Genomic DNA, 18599 nt, shown 5'->3' on the forward strand with positions numbered 1-18599 from the left:
TTAAAAATTTCTTTCAATTTTTTCTCACTTGACTTTTCCGTATCTGTCGGACAGTGATTATATTATATCATCTATCCCGTAATTTGTCAAATCAAATTTTGCCCAAATAATTCATTTCTTTTTGTACGAAATCACGGACGCTTTCTTTATTCACCTTATCTAAGTGGTTTTCGGACATAAAAGGCGCCTGAAAGACGCCTTTTACTATTTCATTTTCATTCGGAGGCAAGAAGCTCTTTGTACGAAGTGATGTACATATCTGCCGAAGCTGCCCAGCTGTGGTCGCATTCCATAGCTCTCTTTACGAGCTCCTCCCAGACTCCTTTATCGTTATAATCGTTCCATGCGCGCTTTACTGCGTCAAGCATATCATTTGCATTGTACGTCTTGAATGTGTATCCGTTGCCGTCCTCGCCGCCATTATCACGTACAGAGTCCCTGAGGCCTCCTGTTTCGCGGACTATGGGAACAGCTCCGTATCTCATGGCTATCATCTGAGCCAGACCGCAGGGTTCGCTCTGTGAAGGCATAAGGAACATATCCGCTCCCGAATATATCCTGTGTGAAAGTTCGGGCTCAAAGCCTATCGTTACGGATACTCTTTCAGGATATCTCGCCGCCATTTCAAGAAAGAAATCCTCATATATCTTCTCACCGTTTCCAAGGATAACGAATTTGATACCGTCATGCACCATTTCTTCAAAAACACAGCGTATAAGGTCTATGCCCTTGTGTCTTACAAAACGTGATACAATGCCTATTATCGGCTCATCTCCTTCAGCAAGACCGAACTCCTTTATCAGCTCTTCCTTGCATTTTTCCTTACCGCCGAGTTTTTTGGCGGAATAGTTCGCCGAGATGAATTTATCCTTTTCGGGGTCATACAGCTTGGTATCTATGCCGTTCATGATGCCGCGGAGCTTATACTGCTTTGTAACAAGTATCCTGTCAAGACCGTGAGCATACCACGGATCCATTATCTCCCACGCATAGCTCGGACTTACCGTCGTTATCATGTCGGAAGTCTCGATAGCGCCTTTCATCATATTGACATAACCGTCATACTCGATAAGTCCCGCGTTATACATAGGTATTCCCATGAGCTCGCTGAGGACTTCCTTTCCGTACTTTCCCTGATACTCTATATTATGGATAGTGTATACTGTCTTTATTCCGTCATATCCCTGCTGATACTTATAGTAAACATTGTAATAAACAGGTATCAGTGCTGTCTGCCAGTCGTTGCAATTGATAATGTCGGGAGTGAACTTTATATACTTCAGCATTTCAAGCACTGCCCTGTCAAAGAAAACAAATCTCTCACAGTCATCATAGAAACCGTAGAGTCCGTCTCTCGAAAAATAGTACTCGTTGTCTATGAAGTAATAAGTTATGCCCTCATATATGGTCATGAATATTCCGCAGTACTGTTTGCGCCATGAAACGTCAACAGTAATATTTGCGAGAAACACCATTTTCTCGCGTATCTCAGGCTTTATGGACTTATAGAGCGGTATCACCACCCTGCAGTCATGCCTTTTTGACTTTATCGCTTTCGGAAGCGAGCCTACAACATCTGCAAGACCGCCTGAAGCTGCGAAAGGCACAGCTTCGCTGGCAGCAAAAAGTATTTTCATATTCGATCACCGCCGTCAGATCTTACCGCCTTTTCCAATATACAGCGGATATGTCTCGGAGCCCGTAAGCACCTTTGCATTGCTTATCTCTACATTCTTATCGGTTATCACCGATGAAATACTGCAGCTCGTACCAACCTTGGTTCCCTGGAACAATACGCAGTCTTTTACTACTGTATCCTTCCCTATCCTTACGCCTCTGAAGAGGATGGAATTTATTACCGTTCCCTCTATTATGCAGCCGTCTGCGATAAGAGAATCCTTTATATTCGACTCAAGTCCGTATTTTACGGGACCATTGTCGCCTATTTTTGTGAATACAGGCATATTCTTCATGAACAGTGCGTTTTTCTTTGCAGGATCAAGGAGAAGTCTGCTTGCATTGTAATAATCCTGAATACTGTCTATCCTTGTAAAGAAGCCGTCATGTCTGAAGCCCATTATCTTGAAATCCTTGTTTCCGCTCTGAAGTATCTCGCGGGTAAAGCTGTGCTGATTGCGGCTTGCCGCGTCAGCTACCACCTTCTTAAGGAATTCCTTTGTGATGATGCACATTTCGAGCCACAGACTGCACTCACCCTTTATCTGCGGAGCTACAAGAGCGTCCTTGAGACAGTTGTTCTCATCGAACTCAAGCACCGTGGCGCAGTTGCTCTTTTCGCCGTCGTAATAGCCCTTGCTGTAGATAAGGGTTATATCTGCTTCATTGTCCATGTGCTGCTTGAGCGCAGGATTGAAATTGAGCGTTGTGACAACATCACAGTTGGACATTATCACGTACTTTGCATTTGAATGTTCAACAAAGCCCCATATGTTGTTAAGGGCGTCAAGTCTGCCCTTGTATATGCCGCCCGTCTGGCTGTACGGCGGAAGCAGATGCAGGCCGCCCTTTTTACGGGCAAGATCCCAGTCACGTCCCGATCCGAGGTGATCGAGAAGCGAACCGTAGTTTGATTTTGTGATTACGCCTACCTCTGAAACTCCCGAATTTACAAAATTCGACAGAGGAAAATCAATAAGGCGATAACGTCCCCCGAAAGGTATCGAACCCATCGTTCTTGATTTTGTCAGCTCACTGACATAAGAATCATGCATACTTGCAAAGACAAGTCCCAAAACATTATAATTAACACTCATAGTAACATTCCCTCCGTCAGATATTCTCGCCGATGATCTGTTTCGGCTCTACTACTTTTTCAGCCGATACAGTTACGTTATGTCCGACAACGGCAATGCCCCATCGTTCTCTGTTGTCAATATTCTCGGGACTTGATCCCACGTGAGCACGGTTTTCGATAACACTGTCGCTTCCTATGATAGCGTATTCAACAACAGCTCCCGATTTTATAACAGTACCCGGCATTACGATGCTGTAGTTCACAGTCGCGCCCGGTTCGATTGTAACGCCAGAAAACAGAATGGAGAAATCGACTGTTCCGTCAATAGTGCTTCCCTCTGAGATCATGGAGTTCTCAATGCAGGCATTGTCACCCACATACTGCGGCGGATAGTTGTTGTTTCGTGAATATATCTTCCAGTTGGGATCGTATAGGTCGAGCGGGACATTCGGACTGAGGAGATCCATGTTCGCCTCCCACAGTGAGTCAAGCGTTCCGACATCCTTCCAGTATCCCTCGAACTCATACGCAAAGAGTCTCTGTCCGTCCTTGAGCATTGATGTGATGATATCCTTGCCGAAGTCTTTTGACCACGGCTCGCCCTTTTCGCGCTTTGCATTGGCTTCGTTCTCGTTCTCTATGAGATACTCCTTCAGCTTTGCCCAGCTGAATACGTATATACCCATTGACGCAAGAGTTGACTTGGGCTCTTTGGGCTTCTCAACAAAGTCAACGATCTGCTTCTTATCGTCGCATATCATTATGCCGAAGCGTGAAGCCTCTGCTTTCGGAACATCAATTACCGAGATAGTACAGTCGGCGTTGTTTGCAACATGGAAATCCACCATTTTGGAATAATCCATCTTATAGATATGGTCTCCGCCGAGAACTACCACATACTCGGGATCGTATCTCTCGATAAATCCCATATTCTGGTATATAGCGTTCGCTGTACCCTCATACCATGAAGCCCCTGCCTGTGTCTCGTAGGGCGGAAGTACATGAACACCTCCATTCATCTTGTCAAGGTCCCACGGCTGGCCGTTGCCGATATACTCGTTCAGCACAAGAGGCTGATACTGAGTAAGAACTCCTACCGTATCTATACCTGAGTTGGTGCAGTTTGAAAGCGGAAAGTCTATGAGTCTGTATTTACCGCCGTATGGTACTGCGGGCTTTGCAACATTCTTGGTCAGCGCATACAGTCTGCTGCCCTGACCGCCTGCAAGGAGCATTGCAACGACTCTTTTTTTACTGTACATTGTTATTCCTCCAATACAATTTCGTATCTGTTATGATCATTTTGCAGATGATTTTTTCTTTGCCGTAGTCCTTGTTTTCACAGCCGTTTCTGAAGCAGGCATTTTGGACTTTGCTGCCGTCTTCTTCGGTACGGCTGTTACGATCTCCGTTTTCTGCCTTGGCTCTCTCTTTTTAGCCGGTACATATCTGAGGTATATCACCGAAAGAGGAGCAAGGGTCATTGTGATACTGTTATCGTGTCCGTGCATGGGGACGCTGTCTGATTTGAAGGTCTTCTCGGTGACTCCCGAGCCTCCGAACTCCACAGCGTCGGTATTGAAAACAAGCTTGTATCTTCCCTTGTAAGGAACGCCTATCCTGTAGTTCTTGCGTTCAACGGGAACGAAGTTGCAGACTGTGATTATCTCCTCATCGTTGTCGTCGATACGTCTGAACGAGATGATACTCTGCTTGTAATCGTCATTCGATATCCATCCGAAGCCGTTCCACGAATCGTCGTCCTGCCACAGCGGCGGGTTTTCCATGTAGAACTTGTTCAGCTTCTCGGAAAACTTCTGCATTGTCTTGTGAGCGTCGAAATTCAGCAGGTTCCAGTCGAGCTGAGCCTTATAGTTCCACTCGCTCATCTGTGCGAATTCCTGTCCCATAAACAGAAGCTTCTTACCGGGGTGAGCCATCATATATGCGAGGAACGCACGGTATGAAGCAAACTTCTGTTCGTAATTTCCCGGCATCTTATTTATCATCGAGCACTTTCCGTGTACTACCTCGTCATGGGAGATAGGCAGGATATAGTTCTCGGAAAAGGCATAGAAAAACGAGAAGGTGAGCTTATCGTGATTGAAGGCACGATATATGGGGTCGAGGGACATATAGCTCAGCATATCGTTCATCCAGCCCATGTTCCACTTGAAGTTGAAGCCCAGTCCGCCGATATCGGTAGGCTTTGTTACCAGCGGCCATGCCGTTGATTCCTCTGCTATCATTAGAGCGTCGGGGTGCTTGCGGAACACTGCTTCGTTGAGGTGCTTGAGGAACTCTACCGCTTCAAGATTCTCGTTGCCGCCGTAGATATTCGCAGCCCATTCTCCCTCGCGCCTGTCGTAGTCAAGATACAGCATCGAAGCTACCGCATCTACACGCAGACCGTCGATATGGAACTCGTCGAACCAGTAATTGGCACTGGATATCAGGAACGAGCACACCTCAGCCCTGCCGAAGTCAAATACACGTGTTCCCCACGCCTTATGCTCCTTTTTGCGGTCGTCCGAATACTCATAGCAGCAGCTTCCGTCGAACTCGTACAGGCCTGCCTCATCCTTCGGGAAATGTGCGGGCACCCAGTCGAAGATAACACCTATGCCCGCATCATGGAACATATCTATCATCTTCCTGAGATCATCGGGAGTTCCGTACCTTGAAGTAGGAGCAAAATATCCCGTTACCTGATAGCCCCACGAGCCGTCATAAGGATACTCCGTAAGAGGCATGAACTCCACATGGGTGTATGACATTTTTTTCAGATAAGGTATTATCTCCTTTGCAAAGGTAACATAATCAAGGAATTTATCCTCACCGTAATTCTTCCATGAACCAAGGTGGACTTCATATATGTTTACGGGGCTTTTGTAAATGCTGACAGAATTCTTGTTCTCGAACCATCTGCTGTCCTGCCATTCATAGCTGCTCTCATATATTTTAGAGGCAGTTCCCGGACGAGTCTCAAAATGAGCAGCATAGGGATCTGCCTTCATAAGTATCCTGCCGTCTCTGGCTTCGATACTGAATTTATATGCGTCATACTGTTTGAGCTTTGGTATCTCTGCTTCCCAGATCCCCTCAGCTATCATAGACATGGGATTTCTTTTCCTGTCCCAGTTATTGAAGTCTCCGACAACGGAAACACTTACAGCGTTAGGAGCCCAAACCCTGAATATATAGACCTTGCTTCTTCCTTTTTTTGCGGAATGCACACCAAAAAACTTATATGCTTCGTAGTTCTTGCCCTGATAAAAAAGGTAGAGCGGAAAATCGTTGGGATTGTTATTGTTATTGTAAACAGACATAATTCAGCCTCCTTTGCTATAATACATTTTATCAGAATAAGCAGAATTATTCAAGCTTTTTTGGTGATTATGAAAAAAATTCAGACGTTATGCTAATATTAGGCATTGCAATTAGTGCATTTTGACATATTTGTTTTGAGATTATCTCGGTCAGCTTTGTTAATATGCACAGCAAAAGCTGCTTTTTTTCATGTGATAGACACGATTTGAGTTAATATTTTGTTCACAAAAGCAGGACTTTTCCCCGTCAACCCGTAACTCTCACGCCGATGACAGTCACATCGTCAGAGTGTATCCCCGGGTTAAAGACCTGAGCCTTTCCGCTTATCTCGTCCACAATATGTCTGAGGTCATCTCCCCCGAGAAGCAGCTCCTTGATGAAGGGATAAGCGTTCTCGGATATGCCGTCGGAAAACATTATTATGATATCGCCGCTCTCAAATTCACAGTCCTTCACAAAGACCTCCGAGGCTTCGTATATGCCTATGGGGAATGTGGGTGAAGTAACCTTGAGGACGTTCCCGCAGTGTCTTATAAGAGTTGCCGCCGCACCTGATTTTATGACCGTCAGGCTGCATTCGTCAAGATCAATGCGGACAGCATCAAGAGTAGCGAAGCTCTCCTGCCACGACTTTGTCACCATGACCGAATTAATAAGCTTCACCGCAGTCGAAAAATCCACTCCTCCTGTTACCAGTCTGCGAAAAAGTCCCACGACCATTCTCGATTCACAGGCTGCTTCCCTGCCTGTTCCCATGCCGTCCGAAAGCACAGCGTAAGCCGCTCCGCTGCCGTCAAAGAATACTGTATGAGTATCTCCGTTATCGTCGGAATTATCCGCCCTTGCCGAAACGGCATATACTTCCATTCCAAAATGAGGCTTTTCGTAAACTCTGATACGCACCTCTTTTCCCGAACGTACAGGCTCGGTACAGTCAAGCGAAAGATGGAGCTCATCGGCGATAAGGTCGCAAATACGTGTACTCGACTCGGGAGCTTCTTCATTTCCGAAGTATATTTCCACCACAAGACGGTTCCTGCTGTTATAGCAGGCGATGACGTTTTCGGGGCTCATCCCGAATTTTTCAAGCTTATGCCTTATGTTCCTGCTTATGTTTTCAGAGTAGCTCACATCGACACGTTCACCGGCGGAACGGATTATATCCTCCGTTATTTTCAGCTGCTCGTACATAAGGCTCCTGCTTTCCGAGAAGCGCATTTCCATGAGCTTTGCAGCAGCTTTTTCACGTGAGCTCTGAGTAAAGACCTCCGCAAGCTCGCTTTTGCGGATACAGTCGTCAAGCTCATGAGGGAAGCTTTCCGCTGCAAATTCCGTCATGTCCGCAAGCTTTGTAAAACCGCGGTATGTATTGCCCCTGTCGGACTTCCAGCAGAATGCCCGCCTGTAGCACAATGTGCATACCTTGTCAGAATTTTCCGCTATCTCGCGGTCGATATCAGCCCCCTTTGCAAGCATATGCGATATACGCTCGGACTCGCTGCGGAGCTCGCTGACCGTATTCGACAGGAACTTCATTTTTATGCCTATCATCTCGGGAAGAGCTGCTGCGCTCTCGCTTCCCGTCCTTATCCATTTATCCGAAAACAGCGCCGAAACAGGAATAAATAAAGCGGCTCCGCATATAATATCTATCATATTCTCAACGCCCTTTACAGTCATACCCGTAAGGACTGTCAGTACGAAATTGATGCCCACAAAACAGGCTGACGCTATGTGATTTTTTTGTCTGTACAGATAGCCCGTGAGCAGACCTGCGGCAGGAAGAAGAACTATATTCATGCCCACTGACGATGACGAGAGAAAGGCTCCGCATACTGAAAGTGCTCCGCAGAATACTCCTCCGTTCTGACGATAAAAATACGCTCCCGTAAGTGTGAACACCGCCGAAGCTATGATGCCCGCATTCAGCGTCGGGAGCTCCACCGCACAGAGCGATGATATCAGCATGATGTAAACTACCGCGCAGGAAAAGCCGCTCATTCCCGACACGCTTACCGTCTTGTGCCGCCTTATGTCAAGCAGCACCTTCGATGCGGAATATGCCGTATAGCCTGCAAGCAGCGCATAGAAACCGTAAAACAGCAGCTTGAACATGAGCTCCCCGATCACCGCAGACACAGCTGTTCCCGAAACAAAAATGCTTACGGCAGTATTTATGCCGCTGAGCTTGGGATCGTTTTTCGGTTCAAGGAACATCTTTATTATCACTATCAGTGCAAGCGATGAGAGCTTAACTATATTATGTCCGATATCGCCGCCGATAATGCTGCGGACAAGACTTCCCGCAAAAACAGCCGCTGAATATGGCAGCTCCAGCGCACCTGAAATGGATATATCCGCAAAGGAAGCAACTCCCGCTATTTTCGTCCCCGCAAGAAAAAAGCCCGCTGCTGCAGCTGCTGCATAAGCAGCCGCTGCACCGCTGTACTTCCAAGACATTATCGCCTTTATATTCAACATAAATCACACCTCACAAAATATACGATAGCTAAATTATACCATCATTAATGTGAGGTTTTTGTCGTTATCCGCCGCTATAAAAAAATGATACCGTCGCTTTGTGACAGAAAATGAAAAAGCTGTGCAAAGCACAGCCATTCGTTATCATTTTTCATCAGCCATATACAGGAGCGCATTGCAGACCGCAGCCGCTACATTGCTGCCGCCCTTTCTTCCGCGGGCAACTATGCACGGGACTCCGCTTTCTATTATCATTTCCTTAGACTGCACCACGTTTACAAAACCTACGGGCATACCTATTATCAGCCGCGGTACAAAGCTGCCTCTGTCAATATGCTCCTTCAGTCTTATAAGGGCAGTGGGAGCATTCCCGACTGCGTATATGATATCTTTTCCCAGTGCAGCCGCCTTGTCCACAGATACCGCCGCTCTTGTTATACCCTTTTCGGCAGCCGAAGCTGCCACATCGCTGTCAGCCATGAAGCACTCGACAGAACAGCCGTGACGTGAAAGTGCAGCCTTGTTTATCCCTGCCTTTGCCATGTTGGTATCCGTAACAAACAACGCTCCGTCCTTTATGGCTGAAAGAGCTGTTTCCACTGCATTTTCCGAGAAATACATATTCTCATAGTAGTCGAGATCCGCAGTTGTATGTATAGCTCTCATGACTATGGGCTTTATGCCGTCGGAAAGCTTTCTGCTGCCAAGCTCAGCTTCTATGATCTCAAAGCTCCGCCTTTCTATATCCTTAGGAAGTATGTATTCAAACTCCATCAGACGCCCTCCTCAACTATCCTGTAGAGCAGGTCGGTATCAATGCTCCTGCGTACCCCCTCTGCAAGCAGGTCGTACTGTCGTTCTTTGTAGGCGTTCCTGTCGACAACTCCGCCGCGGTAAGCTATCCCCTTGCTGTCGTAGAGCCTTTTCACTATCCGCTCGGATACCTGTGAATCATCAAATAAACCGTGGATATAGCAGCCGTAAACGCTGCCCGAGTATGCGCCGCCGCAGTCAAGCAGCTCACGCTCGCCGCTGTCAGTGCTGCCCATGTGTATCTCATAGCCGCTGAACTCCGCACCGCTGAGACAGCTGAAAAATCCGCCGATATTCCTGAATCTGCCTCTGGTCTGAGTCTGTCTTTTCTCACCCATGAATACGGTCCTGCACCGCAGAAGTCCCATACCGCTTATGCTTCCGCCGCACTCGCTGTCAAGGGGATCGGCGATCGTCTCCCCAAGCATCTGATATCCTCCGCATATTCCGAATACAGGGACGCCGTTTGCGGCATTCCTCTTTATCACAGCTTCCATGCCGCTCTCGCGTAGCCATTTCATATCGCAGATAGTGCTTTTTGTACCGGGAATTATTATCATGTCGGGAGTTTCAAGCTCCTCATATCTTGTCACATAGCGGACGGTTACTCCGTCATACTGCGAAAATACGTCAAGATCCGTAAAATTGGATATTTTAGGCAGCTTTATCACAGCAATGTCGATAAGTCCCGAAGACTTTCCCTCCAGCTTTGACGAAAGACTGTCCTCGTCCTCGATATCACAGTCCAGCTGCGGAACTACACCAAGAACAGGCTTGCCGCCGCGCTTGAAAAGGATATCCTTTCCGCTGTCGAAAAGCGAGATATCTCCCCTGAACTTATTCACAACAAGGCCCTTAACCATGTTCCGCTCATCATCTTCAAGGAGGCTCAGCGTACCGAGAAGCTGTGCAAAAACTCCTCCTCTGTCGATATCTCCCACAAGAACAACAGGAGCTTTTGCAAGCTTTGCCATGCCCATATTCACGATATCATCTGTTTTCAGATTGAGCTCCACAGGACTTCCCGCACCCTCGATAACGATAATATCATGCTGTGCGGCAAGCTTGTCATAAGCCTCCTTTATTTTTGGGATTAGCTCTGTCTTTCTGCTGAAATACTCCTTTGCGGACATATTTCCAACAGCTCTGCCGTTCACTATTACCTGCGAACCGATATTGGTAGTGGGTTTCAGCAGAACGGGATTCATGAGCACCGAGGGCTCGATCCCTGCCGCCTCCGCCTGCATCGCCTGAGCTCTTCCTATCTCGCAGCCGTCTGCGGTTATATATGAATTGAGTGCCATATTCTGTGATTTGAACGGAGCACAGCTGTACCCGTCCTGTCTTAAGATGCGGCACAGCGCAGCCGCAAAAAAACTCTTTCCTGCATTGGACATAGTCCCCTGAATCATAATAGCCTTAGCCATTCATTATCCTCCTTATTGCAGCTATAAGCTGCTCATTTTCAAAGCCCGTTCTAACTGCCGTGCGGAAAAAGCCCCCGTCCAGTCCGCTGAAATCAGCGCAGCTGCGGATAAGTATCTTTCTTTCCAGAAGAAGCTCTCCGAGGTCGGTGCGTGCTCTGAATAAAATAAAATCAGTATCCGACGGGAACACTTTTACCCCCATGCCTGCGAGCTCTGCCGCAAGATGTTCCCGTTCGGATTTTATTAGATCTGCCGTTCTCTTAATGTAATCATTTTCGTCAAGTGCGGCAATACCTGCCGCCTGTGCAGGAGCGGAAACGCTCCAGTACTGTCCCGAGGCTGATATTTTTTCAGCGATAGCTCTGCTTCCGCAAACAGTATACCCAAGCCTCAGCCCTGCCATTGCAAACAGCTTCGTAAAGGAACGAAGAACTATGGTATTCCCGTTCAGAAGGTTCAGTGCGGTAAGCTTTTCACTCTCGGGAGAAAAGCCGATAAAGCTCTCGTCACACAAGAAATACGCACCTGTCTCACTGCATTTTTCAGCTATTGCAGCAAGAAGCTCCGTCTTTATTATCTGACCTGTGGGATTGTTCGGTGAAGCAAGTATCAGCATATCGCTGCCTGCGATACTGTCAAGTATGCTCTCGGTAAGAGCGAAGTCATTTTCGATGCGTAGAAAATGCTCATCAACAGTACAGCCGTATTCCGAAAGTGCTTTTCGGTACTCTCCGAATGCGGGAGCGCATATGAGTGCCCTTTTCGGTCTCAATGCAGAAACTATGCGGTATATGAGGTCGTCCGCACCGTTTCCGCAGACGATATCGCATACGGGAACTCCCAGCTTTTGCGAGAGCTTTCCGCGAAGCTCCCCGCATAAAGGATCGGGATATTTTTCCCATCCCGCAGCAGAAGCAATAACAGCTTCCCTGACCTTTTCAGGCATTCCGAGAGGGTTAAGATTGGCAGAAAAATCAAGGCTGATATCAAGTGAAAGATCATTCCCGCCGTGATGTCTGTTCAGCATATGATCCCCCCGAATATCAGCGCTCTTATGATGAATGCTCCTGCAGATACCAGTGCCGAGCCTGCATACATAAGCCTGTTTGCACGGCGTATATCCTCGTTTTCGATCTCCCGCAGAGCATCGCCGATATACGCCTTTTTGTGGAGCTCGCCGAAATAATATGCATCCCCTGCAAGCCTTACTCCGAGAGCTCCCGCACATACCGATTCCGTCTGTGCCGAGTTGGGACTGGCGTGTTTTCTCCTGTCTCTCTTCCAGATGCGGTATGCGCCACTGACGTCAAGTCCGAGCAAAGGAGCGCAGACTATCATCGCAAGTGCAGTGATGCGTGAAGGTATATAATTCAGGACATCGTCAAGCCTTGCGGCAAATCGCCCGATATCCGCGTATTTTTCGTTCCTGTAGCCTATCATGGAATCCATTGTATTCGCAGCCTTATAGAAAAATCCGAGGACTGCTCCCCCGAGAGACATATACATTATCGGGGCTGTCACGCCGTCAGAGGTATTCTCCGCAACAGTCTCCACCGCAGCACGGATAATTCCTGCTTCATCAAGAACTGCCGTGTCTCTGCCAACTATCATTGAAACTGCCTTGCGCGCTCCCTCAATATCTCCCGAATCAATTTCCTTATAGACCTTCATGCTTTCGTCCCGCAGATCTCTTGCCGCCATCAGATAGAAGCACATGACACCCTCTGCGACAGCTCCAAGCAACAAGCTGATACTGTAGCAGATAATGAGTATTATCAGAGGAACGATGGCCGACAAAAACAAAACTGTTATGGCAAGGAACACTCCGCCTGTGCGAAGTCTGCCTGCAAAGTGACTGCGTACAAATACCTCGAGCCGTGAGATCAGTCTGCCTATAAGACGTATCGGATGGGGCATGGTATAAGGATCGCCGATGGCGCAGTCTGCCGCGGCGCCTATAAGAAGCGGGAGCACCGCTGTCAAATAGTTCATATTTTCTCCGTTACAGTAATATTTTTTCCGTCAAACTCAGTGACAAAACCATGTCCGTTTGCAGTGTGCCAGTCGTAATAGCTCTTCTTCGGAACTGCAAAATGCTCCATAATGGACATTATGGTACCGCCGTGAACAACGAATGTCAGGTGTTCGGCATCGTACATATCCGCAATACAGCTCAGGAAGCCGTCAACACATCTCTTTTTGAAGTCATCGGGTAATTCTCCGTTGGGAAATGCCCCTTCGCCTCCGCTGTCTATCCATCGCTGATAACGGCTGTCAAGGCTGAGCTCGATATAGTTCCTGCCCTCGAAATCTCCGAAATCACATTCTTTGAGAGCTTCACAGACAACGGGAGCGGTATCAGGAAAAATAAGCTCTGCTGTTTGCAGGCACCGCTTCATGGGACTTGATACGAGCTTTCCGCAGGTCGGATAGCTTATGACCGCAAGCTCTGCTATGCCCGCAAAGGAAAGGGGCTCGTCAGTCCTGCCGATATACCGCATTTCAAGGTTTCCCTCAGTTTTGCCGTGACGGATAAAATCAATCCTCATCCCTTCCGCCTTTCAGGAATACGGGTATTCCGCAGATAACACGGATAACGGTATCGCTTGCGGAAGAGATTATGCAGCCGCACCTGCCTGTTTCCTCACGGCGCTTGCGCTCCGATTTCTCAACAGGTACTATACCGCAGCCTATCTCGTCCATTATTATAACTGCACCGCTGTTTTCAAGGCAGAGCCTCTTCGTGAAATCAACGGGGCTCACTCCCTGCGCCATAAGACGGGCGATTATCCTATGGTAGCTCTTTATGCACTTAGCTGTAAAAACTTCCTCAAAATCACAGGTCGAGCCGTTGACCATATCGGACTCCTTTAGTCCGAACATCTCGCAGGCAGTATCTATCTTGCCCTGATATGCTCCTCCTATTACAAATTTCATGCTATGACCTCCATTATTCTGTATGTGAAAACGGCAGCTGCTGCGATCAGAAGCTCGCATACCTGTAGGAACCATCCTGCAAGGTCGCCTGTTATACCGCCAAATTCCCTGTATGCCATGTGACGATAGTACATCATCAGGAGCAATGCGGCTGCCGCCGCAGAAATTCCCGCAGGTATATCCGCAGCTGCCATTGCAAAGCAGCTTGCGGCAGCAGTAAAAGCAAGTATGAAAAGCGCAGCATTTTTATGTGTATTGCTTGTAAAATCAAAAAGGCTCCCCTCTTTTTTTGCCGCTGTGAACGCTACGGCAGCAAGTCCGCTGAGAGCTCGCGAAAGCACATATCCGATAGCTGTGACCGCAGCGGCGGGCGTCCCTTGCAGCTCCGACAGAAGCGCAGTATAAAGCACAAGATAAACTCCCAGCTTTATGGCGGCAAAAGCGCCTATGTGCGAGTCACTCAGGATCTCCAGCTTACGCGCTTTGTCTCCCCATGAAGCCCTTGCGTCACAGGTATCGCAGAAGCCGTCAAGATGTATACCGCCGGTGACCAGAACTGTCAGAAACACAGCTCCCGCACCAAAGAGAAGGCTGCCTGTCCCGAGCCGTGTGCAAAGCCTGTCCCAAAGCATGAAAAGGCAGCCCATGACCATTCCTACAAACGGGAAAAAGCACAGTGCATAGCGGCGGTTCTCGGGTCTCCATTCTATCCTCGGCATGGGTATGCGCGAGTACATCTGAAAGGCTGTAATAAACGACCTTATCATACAAGTCTGCCCTTCAGCGCAACAGGTATCCCGTAAACACATTCGACCACATTATCCGCAAACTCCGCTATCCTGCTGTTTATGTGAGCTATCTCGCTGACATACGCCATAAGGTCCGCCGAATAGCTGTTTCCGTCACAGCCTACTTCATTCGTTACTATGACGAACTCCGAAGCTGTCTCACCAAGGGACTTAAGATTGCTTATTATCTTATCTGACGGTCTGAATATATTGCCGCCCACGTACATCTCGTTTGCACAGAGATTGCCGATACATTCAAGGAGAACTCCGCATCCTATGGGCAGATCGAGCTTGTCGACATCACGGGGACATTCCAGCGTTATATAGTTCTTGTTCCTGCGTGATTCACGGTGACGTGCTATTATCTCATCTGCATCGTCACCCACGGGATTCATTGTGGCGATATAGTATTTAGGTCCGCGGAAGTTCTCAAGTACTTTTTCAGCATAGCCTGATTTCCCGCATTTTGTACCTCCTGTAACAAGTGTTATCATTTCAGTTCCACATACCTTTCTATGCCTGAGCTGTCAAATCTGTGTGAATTGTAGTATATAGCCGCTGCTCCGTCAAGAAGCGGCAGGAGAAGTATACCTCCCGTGCCCTCGCCAAGTCTCAGCTCACCGTCTATGACTGCACGGAGACCCAGCTTTTCAAGCAGCCCTCTTCCCGCAGGCTCGGCAGAAACATGGCCCGCAAGCATATAGTCCACCGACGCAGGTGCTATCATGGAAGCCAGCACAGCCGCAGCTGCTGAAATAACGCCGTCTATGACAGTTACGACTCCGTAACAGGCACCTCCGAGGAAAAGACCGACCATTCCTGCTATTTCAAAGCTTCCAAGCTTTGAGAGGAGCTCCACACCGTCATCGGAAAAGGGAGAATTTATCTTTATCGCCCGCTTGACGACTGCTATTTTACGCTCAAGTCCTTCAGTTGACAAACCTGCACCGCGTCCTGTTACAATGTCGGGCGGCAGTCCGAGGAGGACCGATGACAGCGCTGCTGTGGGAGTGGTATTCCCTATTCCCATTTCTCCTGTGACTATGAGCTTTATGCCCTTGTCCGCAAGCTCGCCGACTATGTCCATGCCTGTTTTTATTGCCTGCCTCGCCTTTTCAGCCGACATGGCAGGTCCCACAGCGATATTGGCTGTACCCTTGCACACCTTTCGGTTCAGAAGTCCCCTGCAGGTCATATCACGGGCGATGCCTATATCAACAGCAACGACCTCGGCACGGTAAACGTCCGCAAGAACATTTATATTCGACCTGCCGTATGCTATTTCCTCGGCGCAGACAGCCGTGACAGAATTATCCGACTGTGTCACGCCCTCTGCAACAACTCCGTTGTCAGCGCACATGACAACTACTGCACGGTTGAAGATATTCGGCATATCGGTACGCTGCACAGCCGCTATCCTGTTCCACATCTCCTCAAGTATGCCGAAGCTTCGGAGAGGCTTTGCGACCGTATCCCAGCGAGCCTGTGCAAGGTCGGCATATTTCCTGTCGACAGGCTTTATATGAGCTATCCTATCCATAAATACCTCCAAACTCCGCACAAGCAGCTGCAAACCGCTCGGCAATGCTGATATCCGAATAAAAATACAAGTGCGGAAAGCCTGCATAAAGAGACTTTCCCCCGTGTATACAGCTCCACTCCCTGCCGTCCGCTTTTTTTGCATTGAAGCAGCTGCCGCAGTCAGTGCTGTCCCAGTAGTGGAACTCATGAGCGGCTGTTCTATGACCTTTCTCACAGATAAGGCTGTCCTCGCTGGCAGTAAGTGTAACATACCCGAAGCGCTGCAGGCGGGAGGTCTCATATGCAGTACCGCTCAAAGCTCCTGCCATTTTGTATTCGCGCCCGTCCGACGTCTTAATCGTATCATGCAGATACATAAAGCCGCCGCATTCAGCGATAGTCGGCATACCTGATGTCACCGCCATTTTTATGGCAGCAAGCATCTCACTGTTATCCGAGAGCTCCCCTGCATGAAGCTCGGGATAACCTCCGCTGAGCAGCAGTCCGCAGCAGTTTTCGGGAAGCATTTTATCCTTTATCGGTGAAAAATACGCGATATCACAGCCAAGCTGCCTGAGAAGCTCAATATTTTCATCATAAATAAAGCAAAACGCCTCGTCCCTTGCAACAGCAATTTTTGGCTTGCTGTTTTTAAAAAGACTTTCCACTTTTAAAGGTATATATTCGGGCAGCGGAGCTTCCGAAGCTGCTATCAGTTCATCAAGCAGTATATGCTTTTCCGCAAGCTCTCCGAGCTCCTTCGTTTTTGCTTTAAGGTCAGTGACCTCGGCAGCCGTAACAAGTCCGAGCCGCCTGCTTTCAAGTGAAAAGCCGTTCACGGGAAAGAATCCGAAATATCGACTCCCCAGCCTTTCGCAAAGCTCCTTTGCAAGAGGCACGAGACGTTCGGGAAGTCTGTTGAAAATAAAGCCGCTTATCCTGTTCGGGACTTCATAATCCATGAAGCCCTTCATCACTGCACCTATGGATTCCGACGCTCCCTTGCAGTCGATAACAATTACAGAGGAAGTCCCCGTCACCATTGATACGGAATGGGCAGAGCCCTGTCCGTTCACTCCGTCATAGAAGCCCATAACTCCTTCGATCACTGATATATCGCTGTTTTTATCGTTTTCGCACAACAGATGCTTAAGCGTATTGTCATTGCAGAAAAAGCTGTCAAGATTGTAGGAATCCGCACCTATTATGCTCTTATGGAACATCGGATCAATATAATCGGGACCGCATTTGAAGCTGCTCACTGCAAGTCCTCTTGCTTTAAGCGCAGCAAGAATCGCACAGACTATGGTAGTCTTGCCGCAGCCGCTGTTAGTGCCGCCTATAAGTATTCTTTTCATAGGCGTTTCATCTTTATTATCCATATGGGATTTTCAGCGTTCAGCATTGTGTGTTTGCCGACTTTTCGGGTTCGGGTCACCGCTATCTGAGTTATCTCGGCTTCAAGTCCGAGTTTATCAAAAATTGCTGTGCACTGTGAAAGAGTTTCCAGCGAAACAGCAGTAACGGTCAGCCGTAAATTGCGATTTCTTATAACAGCCGCTTCGACAATACTGCATAACTGACCACCCGAACCGCCAATAAAAACAGCATCGGGAACAGGCAGCTTCTCAATGATCTCAGCCGCTTCTCCGCAGTATACTTCAATATTGTCGCAGCCGAACTTTATCCTGTTCTTATCTGTAAGCTCCACTGCTTCGGGATTTTTCTCCACAGCGCAGACTGTACCGTTTCCGCAGCGCAGAGCCATTTCAACTGCCACTGAACCCGTACCGCTGCCGATGTCCCAGCAAACGCTGTCATCACCTATGTCAAGCCCGGCAACAACAACTGCCCTGACCTCTGATTTTGTCATCGGAACATTGCCTCTTATGAACTCATCATCGGCAATGCCGCATGGGATAAAGCGCTCGTTATCGGGATTTTCGCACAGCATGACACACAGTCTGTCAACGGCGCTGTCAGTAAACTCAAAAGCTTTCCCGCTCTTTATCATCTCGCTGTCATAACCAAGGTCTTTTCCGATATATACGCTAATATCCCCCATTCCGAAGTCACAGAGCTTTTGGCATACATCAGCTGCTGTTATATCTCCGCCAAGGAGGAAAAATGTCTTTTTGTGAGCTCTCACATTTCTCACGATACTTGCTTTTTTACCGTGAAGGCTCACAAAAAAACAGTCAGACCACTCTTTTCCGAGCTTTGAGCAAAGGTAAACAGGTGAAGAAATACCGCATATAACTTCGGGAGAATACTTCGCAAGCTTCTCGTTCAGCTTTTTTGCACCGCTGAAAAAGCCGCAGTCTCCCGACATTAGCACTGTTGCGGAGGAAATACTGTTTTCTTCAATATATCGGACTATTTCGTCGCTCCTGTACTCAGCGAAGAGCTTCTTTCCGAGATCTCTGAACGGCTCAAGCATACGCTCCGCGCCTATAAGTACTTCAGCATCTTCAATTGCAGCAGCCGCTTCATTTGTCAGCGTTTTTACGCCGTCCATTCCCGTCCCGACTATGTATATCTTCAACT

16 protein-coding genes are annotated in these 18599 nt (G+C 48.1%); all 16 read right to left on the bottom strand.

The features are described 5' to 3' along the window. Positions 1-215: 215 nt before the first annotated feature. Positions 216-1637, bottom strand: coding sequence for a glycogen synthase GlgA (gene glgA, locus Q0R37_RS01785; RefSeq protein WP_294750465.1), 1422 nt, complete (start codon positions 1635-1637; stop codon positions 216-218). Between the two features lie 15 nt (positions 1638-1652). After that, complete coding sequence (glgD, locus tag Q0R37_RS01790) at positions 1653-2774, bottom strand: glucose-1-phosphate adenylyltransferase subunit GlgD (RefSeq protein WP_294750467.1); 1122 nt, start codon at positions 2772-2774, stop codon at positions 1653-1655. Between the two features lie 16 nt (positions 2775-2790). Next, on the bottom strand, positions 2791-4017 hold the full coding sequence (locus tag Q0R37_RS01795; RefSeq protein ID WP_294750469.1) for a glucose-1-phosphate adenylyltransferase: 1227 nt from the start codon (positions 4015-4017) through the stop codon (positions 2791-2793). Positions 4018-4053: 36 nt separating this feature from the next. Further along, positions 4054-6084, bottom strand: a complete 2031-nt coding sequence (gene glgB / locus Q0R37_RS01800; RefSeq protein ID WP_294750471.1) for a 1,4-alpha-glucan branching protein GlgB — start codon at positions 6082-6084, stop codon at positions 4054-4056. Between the two features lie 247 nt (positions 6085-6331). Further along, the gene (locus Q0R37_RS01805) at positions 6332-8566 is read right to left on the bottom strand and encodes a SpoIIE family protein phosphatase (RefSeq protein WP_294750473.1); all 2235 of its coding nucleotides are present in this window, start codon (positions 8564-8566) and stop codon (positions 6332-6334) included. Between the two features lie 144 nt (positions 8567-8710). After that, a complete protein-coding gene (locus Q0R37_RS01810; protein ID WP_294750474.1) occupies positions 8711-9340 on the bottom strand; it encodes a precorrin-8X methylmutase in 630 nt (209 codons plus the stop codon). After that, positions 9340-10806 (bottom strand): cobyric acid synthase, encoded by a 1467-nt coding sequence (locus tag Q0R37_RS01815; RefSeq protein ID WP_294750476.1) that lies wholly within the window; start codon positions 10804-10806, stop codon positions 9340-9342. Before Q0R37_RS01815 ends, Q0R37_RS01810 begins: the two co-directional genes overlap by 1 nt. Beyond that, entirely contained in the window at positions 10799-11833 is a 1035-nt protein-coding gene (locus Q0R37_RS01820; RefSeq protein ID WP_294750478.1) for an aminotransferase class I/II-fold pyridoxal phosphate-dependent enzyme, read from the bottom strand. Before Q0R37_RS01820 ends, Q0R37_RS01815 begins: the two co-directional genes overlap by 8 nt. Further along, entirely contained in the window at positions 11827-12798 is a 972-nt protein-coding gene (gene cbiB / locus Q0R37_RS01825) for an adenosylcobinamide-phosphate synthase CbiB (RefSeq protein ID WP_294750480.1), read from the bottom strand. The genes Q0R37_RS01820 and cbiB overlap by 7 nt, the downstream gene beginning before the upstream one ends. Further along, positions 12795-13355 carry a histidine phosphatase family protein gene (locus Q0R37_RS01830; protein ID WP_294750482.1) on the bottom strand — a complete coding sequence of 187 codons (561 nt, stop codon included), beginning with the start codon at positions 13353-13355 and terminating at the stop codon, positions 12795-12797. The genes cbiB and Q0R37_RS01830 overlap by 4 nt, the downstream gene beginning before the upstream one ends. Next, entirely contained in the window at positions 13345-13743 is a 399-nt protein-coding gene (locus tag Q0R37_RS01835) for a bifunctional adenosylcobinamide kinase/adenosylcobinamide-phosphate guanylyltransferase (RefSeq protein WP_294750484.1), read from the bottom strand. The genes Q0R37_RS01830 and Q0R37_RS01835 overlap by 11 nt, the downstream gene beginning before the upstream one ends. Further along, positions 13740-14510, bottom strand: coding sequence for an adenosylcobinamide-GDP ribazoletransferase (locus Q0R37_RS01840; protein ID WP_294750485.1), 771 nt, complete (start codon positions 14508-14510; stop codon positions 13740-13742). The genes Q0R37_RS01835 and Q0R37_RS01840 overlap by 4 nt, the downstream gene beginning before the upstream one ends. Continuing rightward, complete coding sequence (locus Q0R37_RS01845) at positions 14507-15025, bottom strand: bifunctional adenosylcobinamide kinase/adenosylcobinamide-phosphate guanylyltransferase (RefSeq protein WP_294750487.1); 519 nt, start codon at positions 15023-15025, stop codon at positions 14507-14509. Before Q0R37_RS01845 ends, Q0R37_RS01840 begins: the two co-directional genes overlap by 4 nt. Next, on the bottom strand, positions 15022-16071 hold the full coding sequence (cobT, locus tag Q0R37_RS01850; RefSeq protein WP_294750489.1) for a nicotinate-nucleotide--dimethylbenzimidazole phosphoribosyltransferase: 1050 nt from the start codon (positions 16069-16071) through the stop codon (positions 15022-15024). Before cobT ends, Q0R37_RS01845 begins: the two co-directional genes overlap by 4 nt. After that, positions 16064-17410: a cobyrinate a,c-diamide synthase gene (locus Q0R37_RS01855; RefSeq protein ID WP_294750491.1), complete on the bottom strand. Its 1347-nt coding sequence runs from the start codon at positions 17408-17410 to the stop codon at positions 16064-16066. The genes cobT and Q0R37_RS01855 overlap by 8 nt, the downstream gene beginning before the upstream one ends. Then, entirely contained in the window at positions 17407-18597 is a 1191-nt protein-coding gene (cbiE, locus tag Q0R37_RS01860) for a precorrin-6y C5,15-methyltransferase (decarboxylating) subunit CbiE (RefSeq protein WP_294750493.1), read from the bottom strand. Before cbiE ends, Q0R37_RS01855 begins: the two co-directional genes overlap by 4 nt. Positions 18598-18599: the final 2 nt, after the last annotated feature.

The sequence above is a fragment of the uncultured Ruminococcus sp. genome (assembly GCF_946415235.1).
In the GTDB taxonomy this organism is placed as follows: domain Bacteria; phylum Bacillota; class Clostridia; order Oscillospirales; family Ruminococcaceae; genus Ruminococcus.

Bases quoted from the DNA above. Each gene is read 5' to 3' on its own strand.
- glgD (WP_294750467.1), bottom strand. From the start codon at position 2,774: ATGAGTGTTAATTATAATGTTTTGGGACTTGTCTTTGCAAGTATGCAT.
- cobT (WP_294750489.1), bottom strand. From the start codon at position 16,071: ATGGATAGGATAGCTCATATAAAGCCTGTCGACAGGAAATATGCCGAC.
- Q0R37_RS01820 (WP_294750478.1), bottom strand. From the start codon at position 11,833: ATGCTGAACAGACATCACGGCGGGAATGATCTTTCACTTGATATCAGC.
- Q0R37_RS01855 (WP_294750491.1), bottom strand. From the start codon at position 17,410: ATGAAAAGAATACTTATAGGCGGCACTAACAGCGGCTGCGGCAAGACT.
- Q0R37_RS01795 (WP_294750469.1), bottom strand. From the start codon at position 4,017: ATGTACAGTAAAAAAAGAGTCGTTGCAATGCTCCTTGCAGGCGGTCAG.
- Q0R37_RS01830 (WP_294750482.1), bottom strand. From the start codon at position 13,355: ATGAGGATTGATTTTATCCGTCACGGCAAAACTGAGGGAAACCTTGAA.
- glgA (WP_294750465.1), bottom strand. From the start codon at position 1,637: ATGAAAATACTTTTTGCTGCCAGCGAAGCTGTGCCTTTCGCAGCTTCA.
- Q0R37_RS01845 (WP_294750487.1), bottom strand. From the start codon at position 15,025: ATGATAACACTTGTTACAGGAGGTACAAAATGCGGGAAATCAGGCTAT.
- Q0R37_RS01805 (WP_294750473.1), bottom strand. From the start codon at position 8,566: ATGTTGAATATAAAGGCGATAATGTCTTGGAAGTACAGCGGTGCAGCG.
- Q0R37_RS01835 (WP_294750484.1), bottom strand. From the start codon at position 13,743: ATGAAATTTGTAATAGGAGGAGCATATCAGGGCAAGATAGATACTGCC.
- Q0R37_RS01840 (WP_294750485.1), bottom strand. From the start codon at position 14,510: ATGATAAGGTCGTTTATTACAGCCTTTCAGATGTACTCGCGCATACCC.
- Q0R37_RS01815 (WP_294750476.1), bottom strand. From the start codon at position 10,806: ATGGCTAAGGCTATTATGATTCAGGGGACTATGTCCAATGCAGGAAAG.
- glgB (WP_294750471.1), bottom strand. From the start codon at position 6,084: ATGTCTGTTTACAATAACAATAACAATCCCAACGATTTTCCGCTCTAC.
- Q0R37_RS01810 (WP_294750474.1), bottom strand. From the start codon at position 9,340: ATGGAGTTTGAATACATACTTCCTAAGGATATAGAAAGGCGGAGCTTT.
- cbiB (WP_294750480.1), bottom strand. From the start codon at position 12,798: ATGAACTATTTGACAGCGGTGCTCCCGCTTCTTATAGGCGCCGCGGCA.